This is a genomic window from Haloimpatiens myeolchijeotgali, assembly GCF_042688525.2.
Taxonomy (GTDB): domain Bacteria; phylum Bacillota; class Clostridia; order Clostridiales; family Clostridiaceae; genus Haloimpatiens.
Genome location: NZ_JBHWAB010000001.1, coordinates 1,726,418 through 1,743,007, shown reverse-complemented (window position 1 = coordinate 1,743,007; position 16,590 = coordinate 1,726,418). Strand labels below are relative to the sequence as shown.

Genomic DNA, 16,590 nt, shown 5'->3' with positions numbered 1-16,590 from the left:
TAACATGAAACTGATTTATTTTCATAGCTAAAATCTATTACTTATCTATTCTGAAAATATTATATTTTTTACTTATTTTATTACAAGCATTATAGATTCATTTCATTTAAAATTCCTATAAAAACAGTTTTTTCAACAAACCCTTTAACACTTTATTATTTATTAGCTTCATCATATATTTTCTCTGCTAAATAATGAACCATAAAATTTTGTAGATTTGAATTAGTTAATATCTCTTTCAATAACCTGTCGTTTCTATTTTTTGTCTTAACTATTCCCCTTTTAAAATAAGTCTTACCAAAGGTATTCACTAAGTCTTCATAACTATTTGCTCTAGCTATATCCATTATAGCTTTATCTTGCTTAAACATTTCTTCGTACTGGTCAATTACTATTCTATCTTCTTCAGTTAAACCAATACCAAACACATCATTTATTCTTTTTATTATGTCATCTAAATATTCTTCCTGTGTTTCTCCTATTCGTGATTTAGCATTTTCTGATATTCCAATTAACTCTCCTTCTCCATAGCTTAAAGAAATATCTGAACCTCTCTTCTCATCTATACCTAATTTTTTAAGCTTATAATAATCCAAGCTTAAAACATCATCAAGATTTACTCTTTCTTTCCCTTTCTTAGGCACCTTCTTTAACAAAGCTACTAAATAAACCTGAAGTCTTAAAAGATTTAAGTTCTTCAAAGGATATATTTGAAGTAAAAAATTATAGAATGTTATATATTTCTGTGCTTTCTTTTTAAACTCATCTGCTTGCTTCTCATCATCAGCTTCAATAAAACAATATCTTTCTACCCCTCTATCAATTATGCTATTCATTTTACCATCTTGTGTATTTGTTCTTTTTTCTTTATAGAAAAGGGTAGCAAAATCATTTACTTCTTCGTCATAATATACTCCATATTCATGAAGCTGATACCATAAGTCATTTACTACATTTGGATCTGTAACCTTATCTATATTAGTCATCTCAAAATAAGGCTTGTATGCTTCCCGAATATCTTCTACTGAATTTTGAAAATCTAAAATAAATGTTTGTTTATCAGGATAAATTCTGTTTAATCTTGAGAGAGTTTGTACAGTTTTTACACCATCTAACTTTTTATCTACATACATAACACATAGCTTTGGTTGGTCAAAACCTGTTTGATATTTATCTGCAACAATAAGAATTTTAAACTCATCCTTATCAAATATGTTTGTTAAATTTGTTTCCGTAATATCTGAAGCCACTTCTTTATTCATAGATACTTCAGTATATTCTTCCCCTTCATCATTAACAGTTCCTGAAAAAGCCACTAATGCTTTGATATTATATCCCTTTTCTTTTATATATTTATCTATTGCTATTTTATATCTTACAGCATGAAGTCTGCTGGAAGTAACAAGCATTGCCTTAGCTTTTCCACCTATCCACATAACTCTATTTTCCATAAAATCATCTACTATGGTTTCAACCTTAATTCTTATATTATATTCATTTAAACTAACAAATTTATTAATAGCTCTTTTAGCTTCACCCTTATCAAACTCTGGGTTATCATCTATTTTCTTTCCAACCTTATAATAAACACTTACTGGCATATAATTTTTAAGAACATCTAATATAAACTTTTCTTCTATTGCTTGTTTCATAGAATATAAGTGGAATTCATGAGGCTTTCCATCTTCTCCAATTCTCCCAAATATCTGCATTGTCTTATTTTTAGGTGTAGCTGTAAATGCAAAGAAACTAATATTTTTTAAATCCGTTCTTTTTTCAATTAATTCAGACATCTTGTCCATACTAGATTTTTCATTTTTTTCTTCATCTGCTTGTTCTCTAGCTGCTTCTTCTAATGTTTTACCTGCTAAAGTTTCCTTTAATGCACTCATGTTTTCACCTGCTGTAGAAGAATGTGCCTCATCTATAATAACAGCATATTTTCTCTTTTCTAATTTTTTAATTTTTTCAAGCGCATAAGGGAACTTTTGTATTGTAGTAATTATTATCTTAATACCACTTGTTATAGCATTGGCTAAGTCCGTTGAATTTTTCTTATCATCTATTTTAAGTACTAATCCCTTTTTATGTTCAAGCTGATATATAGCATCTTGAAGTTGCTTATCAAGTACCTTTCTATCTGTAACTACAATAATTGAATCAAATATTGCATTATCCTCTTCATCATGTAAACTCGATAATCTCTGAGCTGTCCATGCTATAGTATTTGTCTTACCACTACCTGCACTATGTTCTATAAGATAATTTAATCCGGCTTTATTCTTTTTTAAATCCGCTACAATCTTTCTCACAGCATCTAACTGATGATATCTTGGGAAAATAGCCCTTTCCTTTTTATCTTTCTTTTCTATAAAGTAAAATCTTTTAATAATATCTAGTAAACTATCTTTACTTAATATATCCTCCCAAAGATAACAAGTTTTTTCCTTACCTTCTACTGTAGGGTTTCCTTTTCCTCTATTAAACCCTTTGTTAAATGGCAAAAAGAAAGTCTTAGTTCCTTTAAGCTCTGTTGTCATATATACTTCATCAGTATCTACCGCAAAATAAACTAATACTCTTTTATTAAATCCAAATAACTTTTCCTTAGGACTTCTATCTTCCTTAAACTGCCTTATAGCATTATAAACATTTTGTCCTGTAAATTGATTTTTAAGCTCCATAACTATAACTGGGAAACCATTTAAAGATAACACCACATCTAAAGTATTATTATGTTTATCACTATATTTAAGCTGTCTTGTAATCTTAAAAATATTCTCTTTATAGTTGTTTAAGTCAGTTTTATTAGAACTTACATTGGGCTTATTATAAAACAACCTAAAAGTACCATTCATCATGATATCTTCAATACCATTCCTTAAAACGTGAATAAGCCCTCTTCTTTTTATATTTGAATTAACTAAATCTAAAAATAACTTTTTCCAATTACTTCCGTAGTTAGATTTAAACTCATCTACTAAATCCTTTTGAGTAGCTTTTAAAAATCTAAATAAATCCTCAGTAAATAAACAATATTGCAAATCAAATTCCTGTGAAACTCCTTGTTCATATCCACTGGAAACTAAATAATTTTCAATGCTTTCTTCTAAGTTTTTCTCCTTAGGTAACAAACCTCTTCCCCCATTCTACAATTGCATATATAACTTTATTAAACTTGGAAAGTTATGACCATCATCAATAAAAAACTGTAGATATTCATTATATTCCTCATAATTTCCCCTATAAACTTCTAATATATCTATCAAAGCCTTCCTAGCTTCTTTTAACTCATAACAATTCAAGTTTAAAATCTCTATTGTATACGTTACTCTCATGTATTCATTGCTATGTTCATCATTACTTTTGGGTATTATTTCTCCATTAGCAATATTATAACTAAAATAATTCTCTGGATTATCTATAACAGGATTTATGAATTTGTCATCATACTTATTCTTTTTATACATTCCACAACTATTTTTTTGATTGCATGAAACCAACAGGTTATTATAATTCTGAAACTCTTTGGGATAGTTATCTCTTGGTTTAATATGCTCTATATGCCCATCATTATTATCATATATTCTCTTTTCACAATAAGGACAATATTCATATTGTTCTATAACTAAAATATTTTCTTTTATCTTAGCTTTTATATCATCTTTATTGTAATCATTCCATGATTTAGGAGAGTATTTTTTCTTATATTCTAATAAAAAGTTTGGCTCTTGTTCTTTATTAACTTTTAGCATTTTTCTTATTCCTAACAGATATATCCAATCTTATTCTCATAATATCTTTATCTAAATCTCCTAAATACTTTCTTAAATAATTAAATGTTTCTTTAAACTCTTCTGTATCATATAAATTTTTATTTAATAATTCATAGGCTTTATTTAATTTAGTTGTAATATCCTCATTCCTTAAGCTGTCAATTTTCATAGTTGTACTTAATATATCACCTATATTTTTTCCATAAGTTTCATTTAATTCATCATTATTAACAAGTTTAATACCATCTTTTTCTTTCTTCATAATACGTAATTGTTTTGATTCTATATTACCAATAATATGTGGTGAATGAGTTGCTATAATAAATTGATTATTTTCACCTATACTTTCATAAACATTAATTATCTTTCTTTGCCACTCTGGATGCAATGATATTTCTGGCTCATCAATTAAAATCACAGAATTATTCACTTCTAAAAATTTCAAAGATAATGCCCTCAAAAATAATTGTTTTTCCCCTGAAGATAATCCAGTAATATCAAATTCTTTTCCTAAGCTATTTCTAAATATAGGTTTTGTTTCACTAGTTTCAGAAAGACCTACTAACTTAACATCTAAATCCATAATGGAAAATATGCTATTTATATCATCACAAACTTTATCTATAACTTCACCTATAGTCTTATCTCTATTTTTAAATATTTCCTTATTTATTTTAGTTGCTATAAATGATGGTATGTTTTGAGTTATATTTTGATCAATAATATTTTGGAAACTTGGCGTAAAATTTAATGTATTATCCACTTTATTAATTTTTTCAAAATTAATTTCTGCTGGCATATATACAACCTTAGGATCATTTTTATCCAATTCAAAACAGTGTCCGTCAGGATGCAATGTACCACATTCATTATCCCTTAACTTTACAGTTACTGTATATAAAGCTGGGGTTAACTCTACATTATTGTTTCTCACTTCTTTATAACCTCGCTCATTTATATCAAAAGCTTCATAAATGCTTTTTAATAATGTAGTTTTTCCAGAGCCATTTTCACCAATAATAACAATAGTGTTTAATATATCTTCATTTGAATCTTTAAAATCTATCTCTAAATTATTAAATAACTTATGACCATCGTATCTTATTTTTTCTATCTTCACTCTCATACATCTCCTTCCCTCAAAATTATTATATCAATAGGTTAGTTGTAAACCATAAAGATTTTTAAATTTAGATTTTATAACTAATCTAAAATTTCAATTTTACCTGTAACTGCTTCACTTATTAGACTTTGTTTGGCTTCTTTTAATTTCCCAATTTGATAATTTGATTTTTCTATCAAAACATTTATCTGATCTATTTCACAATCTAAGTATTCTGCAATTATCCTTTGTTCTTCTTCAAGTGGTTTAAGTATATCTAGTGATTTCACAACATCTGTATTTAAATTTGGTTGCCCAGAAATCTGCATTTCTTCTCGAAAAATCTTAGTTCTACTTTTTAATAAGTAATATAGATAATTTTTATCAATATCTAAGTTTAAAAATGCTAAAGAACCGTCATTAATACACCCACTTATATTTAATATTTTTGGTACACCTAATGTTGCTCCACTATTACTCATTATTAATGTTCCCTCTTCTAAATATCTACTTTGTATTTTTCCTAATGATGTTAGATAAGCTGAAACAGAATCTAAAAGCTTATTTTCATCTTTAGTTACTTCAGCTACAGTAATCCACGGTACATCGTTTCCACCAAAATAATTTGGATCACCAGCTGGTCTTGGAGAAGCACCTCTTACTACATTAGCTATCCTTGAAACTTTTATTCTTTTCCAATAACTAGGTATCTTCCCCAACCACTCAACTCCACTATCCTTCATTTCTTCTTTTTTTCTTTCTATAAGCTTATATCCATCAGAAGTTTTAACTACCTTAACCTTACCTGTTACAATTTCACTTATAAGACTTTTTTTAACCTCTTCTAATTTTTGAATTAATGCTTCTTTTTTTGAAATTATAGAATCAAATTCAGTTGTTTTTTTTTCTAAAAAGTTTGCTATTTTCTTATCTTCATTTTCATTTGGAATTGGAATATTTATTTTTTTCATTTTTTCAATATTAGTAGACCATAAATCGTCAACAATACCACTACCCCATCTATAAAATTCCTCTGAAAAATAATAATTTCTAAATAGACTATGAACATATTGTGACTCTAAATATTTAGGTGTTAAAACATTACAAATTAAAGAAACTGAACCATCATAAGTCGAAACTCCACATGAACCTTTTCTATCAGCTCTACTATTAATAACAAAATCACCTTTAAGAACTTTTTTTCTATTATCATTGTTATCTGATTTCGCTACATTCTCTAATTGTGGTAATATTCCTTGCTTAGTTACTGATAATGGTGAAAAATCTTTATCACTTACCTTCTCATTTCTAACAATAAACTCCTTATCAATTCTACTTATACTCCAATTTTTAGGTATCCTTCCTATCCACTCAATTCCACTATCCTTCATTTCCTCTTCATTTCTATATCTGTACTTCATTAGCTTAGCACCTTCCTTATTTCTAATGCTATTTCATTTTCTAGTTCTTCTACTTCTTTCATTATTTCAGCAAAAGGTCTTAGTTTTTCATATTTATAGAAATGTCTAGTAAATGGTATTTCATAGCCTATATTATTAAAAGTACTTTCATCCATATAAGCATCAGGTACATGTGGTTTTACTTCTCTTTCAAAGTAAGCCTTTATATCTTCTTTTAATGGGATTGACTCTGTATCCTTTAAGTTGGAATCACTTTCTATATTTCCTTTTGAATCTCTGCATATATCTGCATTTTCATTTCTTCTTCCAATGGTCTTCCATATAGCTTTTAAAAGTGCTGCTTTTAAAGTAATTCCACCCTCTTTAGCTTTTTCTTTAAGTTCTTTTATAAATTCTTCTCTATTTAAATATTCTTTATTTGAATCAAAACTTTCTAACATTTTTATTAATTTCTCTTGTTGTTCTCTTCCTAATGTTTCTTCTTGAGCCTTTACATCCTCATTCTTTTTCTTAGATACTGCTAAATTTATGAATTGTTTTGTTTCCTTCACTCTTTCTATTGCTTCTTTATTTACCTTAAAACTCAATTTAAGAGGTCTTTCTATGGTTATTTTTCTATAACCAAATTCCTTATTATTAAATATTTTACAGTTGTCATTTTCTTCAAAGCTTTCATATAAATCTTTAATTTCTTGTATTTGTTCATATGATATTTCTTTTCTCTTATTACCTAAGCTCTTTCTCATACTTTGATAATACTCTGTTGCATTAACAAGCTGTATCTTACCTTTTCTCTTATCTTCTTTTCTATTAGTAATAACCCATATGTATGTAGCTATACCTGTGTTGTAAAACATATCTGTAGGTAATGCTATAATTCCTTCTAATAAATCATTTTCTATAATATATTTTCTTATATTAGATTCTCCACTACCTGCATCCCCTGTAAATAAAGGTGAACCATTAAAGATTATAGCTATTCTACTTCCTTCTTCATCTTGATACATCTTGCTTATCATATTTTGAAGGAATAGTAATGAACCGTCACTTACTCTTGGAGTACCTGCACCAAATCTACTATCAAAGCCTAAGTCTGCCTCTTCTTTAACTCTCTTTTCTTCATCTTTCCACGTCACACCAAAAGGAGGATTACTTATAAGGAATCTCATATGTTCTCCACTAAATCTATCTTCCGTTAAAGTATTTCCAAGTCTTATGTTATCTGGATTTTGTCCTTTCATTAACATATCAGCCTGACATATTGCAAAAGATTCATCTAGTAACTCTTGACCATATACATTAACAATTGCCTTTTTATTTAATTTTTCAATATAGTCTTCACCTATTGAAAGCATTCCACCTGTTCCACAACAAAAATCCGCTATAGATATTACTTTACCTTCTTCAGTAAGGAAGCTTTCTTTACCTAAGAATAACATCTCCATACAAAGTCTAATTACTTCTCTTGGAGTATACTGTTCCCCAGCTGCTGAATTTTCTGTGAATCTTCTAAGCATTTCTTCATATATATATCCCATTTTATTGTTGGATATTTCATTTATGTGAAAATCCACTTCATACATTTTTTGAAGTACTGCATATAATTTATTTTTTCTGTCTAATTGAGCTATCTCATCTTTAAACTTAAATTTACCTATTATTTCTTTTACATTATTAGAAAATCCATTAAGATACTCTTCAAAATTTGACTTTATATTTTCACTATCATCTAAAAGCTTCTTCCATGTAAAATCAGATACATTATAAAACTGTAAATTCATATCACGATTTTCTTTTAAATCCGCTATAACTATTTCATCTTTTTCTTCTTCTGGTAAAAAATCATAGTTTTTATATACTTCTTTAATTGTTTCTCTATCATAATTATCTAATAGACAATCAAATCTTCTTACTACTATCATTGGAAGCATTACTTTTCTATAATCTTCTTCTTTGTATGTTCCTCTTAAACTTTCTGCTATATTCCATAAAAATGAAACATGGTTAAAATTATTTTCCACGTTGACTCCTCCAATTATGTAAAATTAATTTTTAGTAATATTTATGTATTAAAATAAATATCTAAACCTATATCAATCCAATTATATTATAAATCTTATTTCTTCATTTTTCTATTATATTATCCATATTTAATATGTATCTCAACATTTGAAAAGCCCTTAAGTGCACCATCTGCACTCAAGAGCTTTACCCAACTATATTTTCTTTTATTTTCCTGTTTTCTCTCCATGTCAAGAAACATATATTATTATTACCATCTTCTAACCATATAGATTATTTTTACTCAAACCCCTAAGTAAAATATAACTTCATTATAAAAAGAAACCACAAAATTAATTGTGATTTCTTTAAAATTAGATATCAGTTTCTTCATCATCTTCAACATACCAACTTGCTCTAATTTCTTGTGCTCTTGATATAACAGTATTTTTTAAAGTATTATCACCATTTAAATCATCAGTACTTTCTTCTGGATATATTTCAAGTTCATTTAATTTTTGAATAATTCTTTCCATAGAACCCGATTCATCACTAAAAAATTCACTTCCTCTAATTCTTATAAACCTCCAACCTAAACGTTCTAAAATAGATTGTCTATTCATATCTTCTTCCAGTTTATCTTCTCCATGCCATCTTTCTCCATCGCACTCAAGAGCTACTCTGTTATCCTTATAACTTACTACCATATCTATTCTAAATGCACCTACTTCCCATTGCGGTGTTATATGGTATCCTCTATCTATCAAATATTTCATTACTCTCTTTTCAAATTCAGATTCAGCTTTAACTACATTCTTTTCAAACTCTACTTGTCTTGATTTATAATTATTGCAATAATCCAACAAGCCTTTTCTTATATCACCTTTTTTTAAGTCATTTTCAGAATCTAATGAATGAACAAGCCATAACTGATCTTTTGCACGACTTACTGCAACATTATATTCTTCTTAAATAAATCATCATTTCCAAATGATTGTAATCTAAGTGGACCTTCTCCATCATTAGCATCTACCATAGTTAAAAATATAATATCTCTCTCATCACCTTGAAAATTAGCAGGATTACCACATAATATGTTTCTCTTATTATACTCTTTAGCATCCATTTTACTTTGTAATTTTCTATCTATTAATACAGATTGTTTATTTCCTTTTAATGTTATTACTCCAAAACTCTTGCCCTTATATTCTTCTTGTTCACAACATGCTAACATTAAAGATACTACTACATCTATTTCCTTTTCATTTGTTTTATTTACAGTTACTGCATCTTGAACCCTATAAGTTACTATAGGTGGTTTTATTTTAATTTGACTAGTTTCACGTAATGCTCTAATCTGTCCATTATATGAAAGCAGATTTGAATACTGAATTATTTCAGGAACACACCTAAAATGTTCTTTAAGCCTTACTGGCTGATAACCTGATGCTTGTGCTAAATCATATATTGAAAATCTACCACTATATAAAGACGGATGTGGTATATTGAGTAAATACTCTTTTGCTAAGTTTTCAACATCACCAGATTTCTCACCTATAGCTAGTGGACTAACTTGCTCATTATCACCAACAATTATTACTTGTTTTCCTAAATATAATGCAACTATTGCCATAACATCTGCCTGACTTGCTTCATCAATAATTACTACATCAAATTTATTTTTTTTAGGATTAAAATTCTCTACTACTTTATTTAGAGGCATTATCCAAACAGGAACTGCTCCTTGACATTCTGGCATTAATTTACGAGCCTCAGATTTTAACTTTTCTGCTTTTTTTCCTTTTCCCTTGCCTATCTTTCTGATAAGCTGTCTCCACCCTTCTATGGCTCTAACCTGAGATTTATTATTTTCAAAAGCTTTTAATTTATATAACCATGCTTTATTAAATGCAAGTTCTGCTGTATTTTCTCTTAATGCACTCTCCATATCTAATATATCATTTTGAATTTCTTCAATATTAACAGAATTTCTATCATCTATTTCCTGTTTAAATTGAGCATATTTCCAAGCATCATTTATATTTAAAGGAACATTTTCTTTTCCGAATTCATTATTTCTTAATCTTATCTCATTAGCCCATGTTGGTGCTATTTTTTCTAATCTGCTTATTAATTCTCTTCTTCTAATAATATCCTTACTTATCTCCCTTATGGATATTATAGCTTCATAACATTCTTTATATAAATTTACATCTTCATTCATCACTGCATTTTGAATTTGGCTCATTATTTTACTATTTTTATTAGATGAATACTTATTAATTATACTTTCGATTTTTTCTTTATTTTGTTTTATCTCTTCATACTGAATTCTATTTATCTGTGACTGCACAGTTTCTATAATTTTGTGACTTAAATTTGTCTTAATATATTTTAAATTGCTATATTTATCATTAGATAAATCAATTCTAGTATTAATTTTATCTAAATCTAATCCAGCTCTTTCTATATCATTTTTTATTTGATTCCAAATATCATTGTACCAATTAATACTCCCTTTAATTACAGGTATATACTTAACACATGTAACTTCAAAATTTTCTCCCATAGCTTTAGTATTATCAGCTCCTAATGGAACCATTTGCCTATTCCATCTGTTCTCTAATTTTTCTCTTTCCAATTTTAAATTATAAAATTTATCTAAAGCTTTATATTCATTGGATTTTACAGGGACATGCCCATTTACTCTGCATGAATTTATAAGTGATTTCATTTGTTTATTTAAAAGAAGATTTAATTTAGTTATTTTTCCACCACTTTCAAGCTTTCTAATTATTACATCCATCTGTGCTTTAACATCTATGTTATCATCTAGATCTTGAAATTCAGGATTATAATTTAGAATATCTTCAGAACAAGCTAATGAGAGAGCATATACCTTCTCAATTTCATTTATTAAATTAATCCAGTTTTTCTTTAACATATCTTCTTTTGAATTCTCTATTATTTCTAAAGTCCACAATTTATTTAAATCAATATTTTTAACAGCATTTTCAACTTTATCAATTATTGATTTTAGTATTTGCTCACTTATTTCATGATTATCTTTCCAAAATTCAATTCCATAATCTAATACTTTTTCTTCAAAAGAATTCTTTTTATTGATTAAATTGTTAAACTCTATAGGCGTTATTAACTCAGAAACATCTGGTAGATTGCTATCAAATTCATTTTCTTCGTCCTTAGAAATTGCTTCATTACTTAAATATAATTCTTCTACTTCTTGATCATTTAAAGATAAATTCATACCTTTTTTAACAGGTAATGGAATCCATCTTGCATTCTCTTTATGTACATTAATAAATTTTCCACAATCTTTAGGTTTAAATTCTTCTCCACCTATTACTATGGTTCTATATTCATTTAATCTTGCATTTTTCAATTCAAGTTTCAATTTGCTTAATTTTTTAATTTTATCTTTTCTATCTTTTTCTAATGAACTTATCTTTTGATTCAAATTATTTGGTTCTAATCTGGATCTATTTTCATTAATAACATCTAAAGTCTTCTCCATTTCAATTCTACTTTTAGTTGTAGAAAGCAAACTTAAGCATAATGCCTGTAAATTATCAGTAACTTTTTCTTTTAAAACAGATAGAGCCTTTTCACTATAACTTGTAACTAATATACTTTTTCCTTGAGATAATAAATGTCCTATCATATTGGCAATTGTATGAGTCTTTCCTGTTCCCGGAGGCCCCTGAACCAAAACAGCTCCATGCGTTTCTAAATATTTTGCTACTGCTAATTGTTCAGTATTTGCAGGCTTTGTAAGAATAATATTTTCATCTAAACCATTTGAAGCCAATAATGTACTATTATTTTCAATACTTGTACTATTACTATTACCTAGCTGCATACTGTTATCTTCATCTACACCAATTATATCTTTCAAAAATTCTGGAATAGAATCCACTTCCTCTAAATCTTCTAAGATAGCATCAATAGCTGATCCAAACCCCATATTTAATTTTCTAATAAATAAAACTGGTTTTCTAAATATCTGAGGATATCTTTCAAATTTAAATTCATCATCATCATCTAAAAATTCACCATTAGGAGATAAAGCATGGGCAACTCTATTAAGAAATGAATTACTGTTATCAATATCAAAAGGTGAAAATTCCTCTTTTTCAAATTCTTTATAAATTTCCAGTAATAATTCTGTATTAGAATCAGGTACTACTGTAAATATGTTTTTATATAATTCAGGATTTCTATCAGATACTTCAATCCTAAACTCTGGAATGTTAGCATCAAATATTAAATTAACTTTTTGCAAAAGAATAGGATGATATATTTTCTTTTCATCTTTACATCCTAAAATTCCATCACCAAAAATCAATTCCATAGCTTCAGATTCTTTTTTCAATGTTGAATATAGTGTATATAACATATTAAATATATCATCAACATCATGTGCAATTTTTTCTTTCTTTGACCAAATATTTCTTTTGGACTTCCAGTTTTCTAATGCTGATATTCTTTCATTATCATCATCAAAATTAATTTGAACTAAATTTTCTTCTTCCGTTTCAGAATCTTTTTCTATTTTATTTATTGAATCTTTTACTTTTACTTCTACATCAAATTTACTCCATCCCTTTTCAAGCCATTCTTTTAATTCTACAGGAGGCTCAGGACATTTAATAAATTCAGGTTTTCCTACAGTTAATATTGTATCAGAATCATCGCCTTCTTTATGTATATTATTTTTTATTTTTTCATGTATAGGCATATGATCAAACCATCTATGCCAATATTGTGAATCAATATCTATTATAGTAGGATTTTTTACATTATTATATTGCTTTAAAAATCCAAATAGATTATTAACCTTATTCTTTTCTTTCTCATCTAGCATAATTAACCTCCATAAGTATTTTTATATAAAATTTTCTTTTTTCATACATAATTATACTATATATTGCAATAAACACCATACATTAAACTTTACTCACATTATATAATATTACAATTTTTTTAATATACACCCCATATAATCTGATTTTATATAGATTTTTATATTGTTTAAATATTTTACGCCCAAAAATCCATCAATTTATATAGTTATTCTCTAGTTTTATTCTTATGTAAAGTACCTTCTTCATATGCTACAGAATATATTTCCTTAATGTTTTCTAGTTGTGTTCTTTATTTTTCTAGTAGTCTCTTGTACTATTTTTTTTGCCTCATCAAATATAGCATTGATAATATAAAAAGCCCTCGAGTGCATCACTAACACTCAAGGGCTCTACCCAATTATATTTTTTTAGAAATTTCTTTTATAATGTTTGTTATTTTAAAAAATCCAAATATAAAATTTTATTTCTCTATATTGCCTTTATACTGTCTTTCTAATATTTTTTCTTCTTGTAACTTTATACATATGAGAAAACAATACCTTGAGAATGTACGGGGATTACAATAGTATACTTATTTTATTATAATAAAAAGATGATAACTATGGAAATATTAAAGGAACACTATATCATACTCGATGAATATATCAGTACAATATTTCCTGATTTAAAAATAAAATTGAAAAATATATTTAAAGAATAAAAGGAGAAAAGTGATGGATTTAAAACATAAAATAATATATCACAGTAGTTACATTGAAATTGAATTCCCTGAAATTCGTAAGCATAGATTTACTAAAGATTTTTCTTGGGGATTCTATTGTACTGAGATTCAAGAACAAGCAGAAAAATGGGCTAGCAAATTCAACACCTCAATAGTTAATGTTTACGAAATTAAAGATCTTGAATCTTTAAATATAAAAAGATTTGAAGATTATACAGATGAGTGGTTAGAATTTGTAGTAAACTGCCGTAGTGGGAAAACACACAGCTATGATGTAGTTATTGGATCAATGGCTGATGATACTATATATGACTACATTGAAGCATATCAACATGGACAAATGAATAAGCAAAAGTTTTTTGAACTGATGAAATTCAAATATCCTACACATCAAATAAGCTTTCATACAATTACAGCTTTAGATCATATCAATTTTGTTAAAAGCTATCAAATTTAAAGCATCTGAATTTACATAATGATTAAGAGCCTAGTTAATGCTAGGTTATTTTTTATGCAGTTTTTATAGATAAATCTTTACACTTTTGTGGAGTTGTATATCCAAATTTCTAATATTTCTTACTCATGATTTTCCTTATCCCAATAATTTTTAAATCTCATATATGTCTGCTGCCTACCTAAATGATATATATTATCTGAAAAATCAATAACATCACATTCTTCAGTTCCACCAAATCTAGTTCCACGTATTCCTCTACCCACAATTTGCTCATATAAAATATCACTATTAATAGGTCTACAAATAACAATATTCCTTGTTTTAGGAGCATCAAAACCAGTAGTTAAAACACCATAATTAAACAAAAATTCAATATGCCCCTCTGTAAATTGCTTAATAATTATTCTTCTTTCCATTTTATTTGTATTAGAATCTATATATGCTGATCTTCTTCCTAATACATTTAAGATTGTAGATAAAAATTTTGCATGCTTAACTGTGCAAGCATATACCAATGTAGGACTTCCTCTTTTTATTTTTATAAGTCTTTTAACAATCATAGTATTTCGTTTTGTATCCTTTGCAATTTTTTTTAAAAATAATGGCGAATACTCCTTTTTATCTTCTAAATCCTTTAATTCTTTTTCTGTTAATTTATACTCAATATTAGACCTAAAAACTATATGATTAACTTTTGACAAATATTTATATTCTTTAAAATATTCTAGAGGATTTTCTTTATATTTACTATCATCTTTAAATTCTGGCGTTATCAAATTCATCTGAAATCTATTAACTAATTTATCTACTTCATTTTCTGAAATAATAGTATTTCTGCCTGGAGTTGCAGATAATCCACACACTGAAAATAATTTATTATTAGTTAAATAGTTAGCTTCTTTGAATAAAACATCATACATCATAGTTGATGCTCTATGAGCTTCATCAATTATCATTGCTCCTGTATTAGATAATATATTTAAAATTACCGGATCCTTGGATTCTATTCTCTTATAAATTTTATTAATACTTCCTACGACGACACCACCTTGTAATTCCTCTAATTTAAAATCATATTTAGAAAAATATCTATATATTTTTAATGGTAAAATAAACTCTCTACTTCTCCACATTTGTTCAATGCAACTAATACACTGTTCACAAAGTTCTTCGCTTTGTGCAATCCATAATAGATATTTCTCTTCTTGAAAACTAGCTTCCATCCAATCTAAAAAAGCTTCTACTGCAACTCTTGTTTTTCCACCACCTGTTGGTAATGAAATCATGCATCTAGTTTTATCGCCTTCTTGATTTAAAATATTTAAAAGTTTATTTTTTATATTCTTTTGATATTCTACTAATGGTGGTACCTTTCTTTTAGGTTCAATTAATTCTACTGACGATTTAGTTTCTTGTCTACTAGAACCAATACCTGCAAAAATTTTAGGAAATCCTGCTGCTGTAACAAAATCCACCGCCCAAAATTTACCCGAATACCATTTTCTATTAACAAGTGGAGTCCTCATATATGAAACTGTGCTTATATTTTTGTTAATATCTGGATATTTATTGTATAATTCAATAATTGTGTTGTCAGGCATTTTTTCTAATATTTTTCTTCTTAATTCTCTCTTATTTTCAGAACTTCCAGAAAATAAATTAATACCTTCTTTTACAACGAGTAATCTACATAAGTTTTTCTTATCTACTTCTATAAACTCGATTTCATTTAAAATCCTGCTAGAAGCCTCCTTTAAATCTCTTCCAAACAACTTATTTAAAAACTTAGTTGATAATTCATATTTGTTTATCAACAAATCAACAGTTAGTCTTATTTCTTCATCACTTAATGTCCCTCTCACTAAATTTCCTCCTATATTTATAAACTTTATATATTACTATTACTTGTTTAGACTGGAATAGTCCGCTCTAAAATAAACTTTATATTCACTTATTTTAATCCTATATTGTTTAAGCATCTTTATAATTAAATTTCTAATAGCATTTCCACTCATATTTGTTTCAATATAAATATTATTTGCTACCAATTCTGGTTTTCTTATACCTTCTGATTTGCAAGAATCGCTTCCATAGTATCATTAATTGTTTCTCTAAGAAGTTCTAAACTTTCTGATATATTTATTGCTTTGTCAGGTAAATTTTCTTTTAATTCTTGAAAAAACATATCTACATCCATTTTTATCACTCCATATGTAATCAAATTTT

At 27.2% G+C, this 16,590-nt stretch carries 10 protein-coding genes; 1 reads left to right on the top strand and 9 read right to left on the bottom strand.

What is annotated here, in order from left to right; translation table 11 throughout:
• Nucleotides 1-155 precede the first annotated feature (155 nt).
• The 7 genes from ACFIJ5_RS07805 to ACFIJ5_RS07775 all read right to left on the bottom strand — a co-directional run bounded on the left by ACFIJ5_RS07805 (nt 156) and on the right by ACFIJ5_RS07775 (nt 13,185).
• Complete coding sequence (locus tag ACFIJ5_RS07805) at nt 156-3,134, bottom strand: type I restriction endonuclease subunit R (protein WP_379805756.1); 2,979 nt, start codon at nt 3,132-3,134, stop codon at nt 156-158.
• Between the two features lie 15 nt (nt 3,135-3,149).
• The gene (locus ACFIJ5_RS07800; RefSeq protein ID WP_379805754.1) at nt 3,150-3,755 is read right to left on the bottom strand and encodes a retron system putative HNH endonuclease; all 606 of its coding nucleotides are present in this window, start codon (nt 3,753-3,755) and stop codon (nt 3,150-3,152) included.
• Nucleotides 3,742-4,902, bottom strand: coding sequence for an AAA family ATPase (locus ACFIJ5_RS07795; protein WP_379805752.1), 1,161 nt, complete (start codon nt 4,900-4,902; stop codon nt 3,742-3,744). Before ACFIJ5_RS07795 ends, ACFIJ5_RS07800 begins: the two co-directional genes overlap by 14 nt.
• 77 nt (nt 4,903-4,979) lie before the next feature.
• Complete coding sequence (locus ACFIJ5_RS07790) at nt 4,980-6,299, bottom strand: restriction endonuclease subunit S (RefSeq protein ID WP_379805750.1); 1,320 nt, start codon at nt 6,297-6,299, stop codon at nt 4,980-4,982.
• Nucleotides 6,299-8,320, bottom strand: coding sequence for a type I restriction-modification system subunit M (locus ACFIJ5_RS07785; RefSeq protein WP_379805748.1), 2,022 nt, complete (start codon nt 8,318-8,320; stop codon nt 6,299-6,301). The genes ACFIJ5_RS07790 and ACFIJ5_RS07785 overlap by 1 nt, the downstream gene beginning before the upstream one ends.
• 354 nt (nt 8,321-8,674) lie before the next feature.
• Nucleotides 8,675-9,163, bottom strand: coding sequence for a DUF559 domain-containing protein (locus tag ACFIJ5_RS07780; RefSeq protein ID WP_379805746.1), 489 nt, complete (start codon nt 9,161-9,163; stop codon nt 8,675-8,677).
• 83 nt (nt 9,164-9,246) lie between these two features.
• Nucleotides 9,247-13,185: a DEAD/DEAH box helicase gene (locus ACFIJ5_RS07775; protein WP_379805744.1), complete on the bottom strand. Its 3,939-nt coding sequence runs from the start codon at nt 13,183-13,185 to the stop codon at nt 9,247-9,249.
• Nucleotides 13,186-13,899: 714 nt separating this feature from the next.
• Here ACFIJ5_RS07775 and ACFIJ5_RS07770 point away from each other — a divergent pair.
• Nucleotides 13,900-14,364 (top strand): DUF3990 domain-containing protein, encoded by a 465-nt coding sequence (locus ACFIJ5_RS07770; RefSeq protein ID WP_379805742.1) that lies wholly within the window; start codon nt 13,900-13,902, stop codon nt 14,362-14,364.
• A 119-nt stretch (nt 14,365-14,483) separates the two neighbouring features.
• Here ACFIJ5_RS07770 and ACFIJ5_RS07765 read toward each other — a convergent pair whose 3' ends face one another.
• Nucleotides 14,484-16,226: a DEAD/DEAH box helicase gene (locus tag ACFIJ5_RS07765; protein WP_379805740.1), complete on the bottom strand. Its 1,743-nt coding sequence runs from the start codon at nt 16,224-16,226 to the stop codon at nt 14,484-14,486.
• 197 nt (nt 16,227-16,423) lie between these two features.
• Nucleotides 16,424-16,561 carry a hypothetical protein gene (locus ACFIJ5_RS07760; RefSeq protein ID WP_379805738.1) on the bottom strand — a complete coding sequence of 46 codons (138 nt, stop codon included), beginning with the start codon at nt 16,559-16,561 and terminating at the stop codon, nt 16,424-16,426.
• Nucleotides 16,562-16,590: the final 29 nt, after the last annotated feature.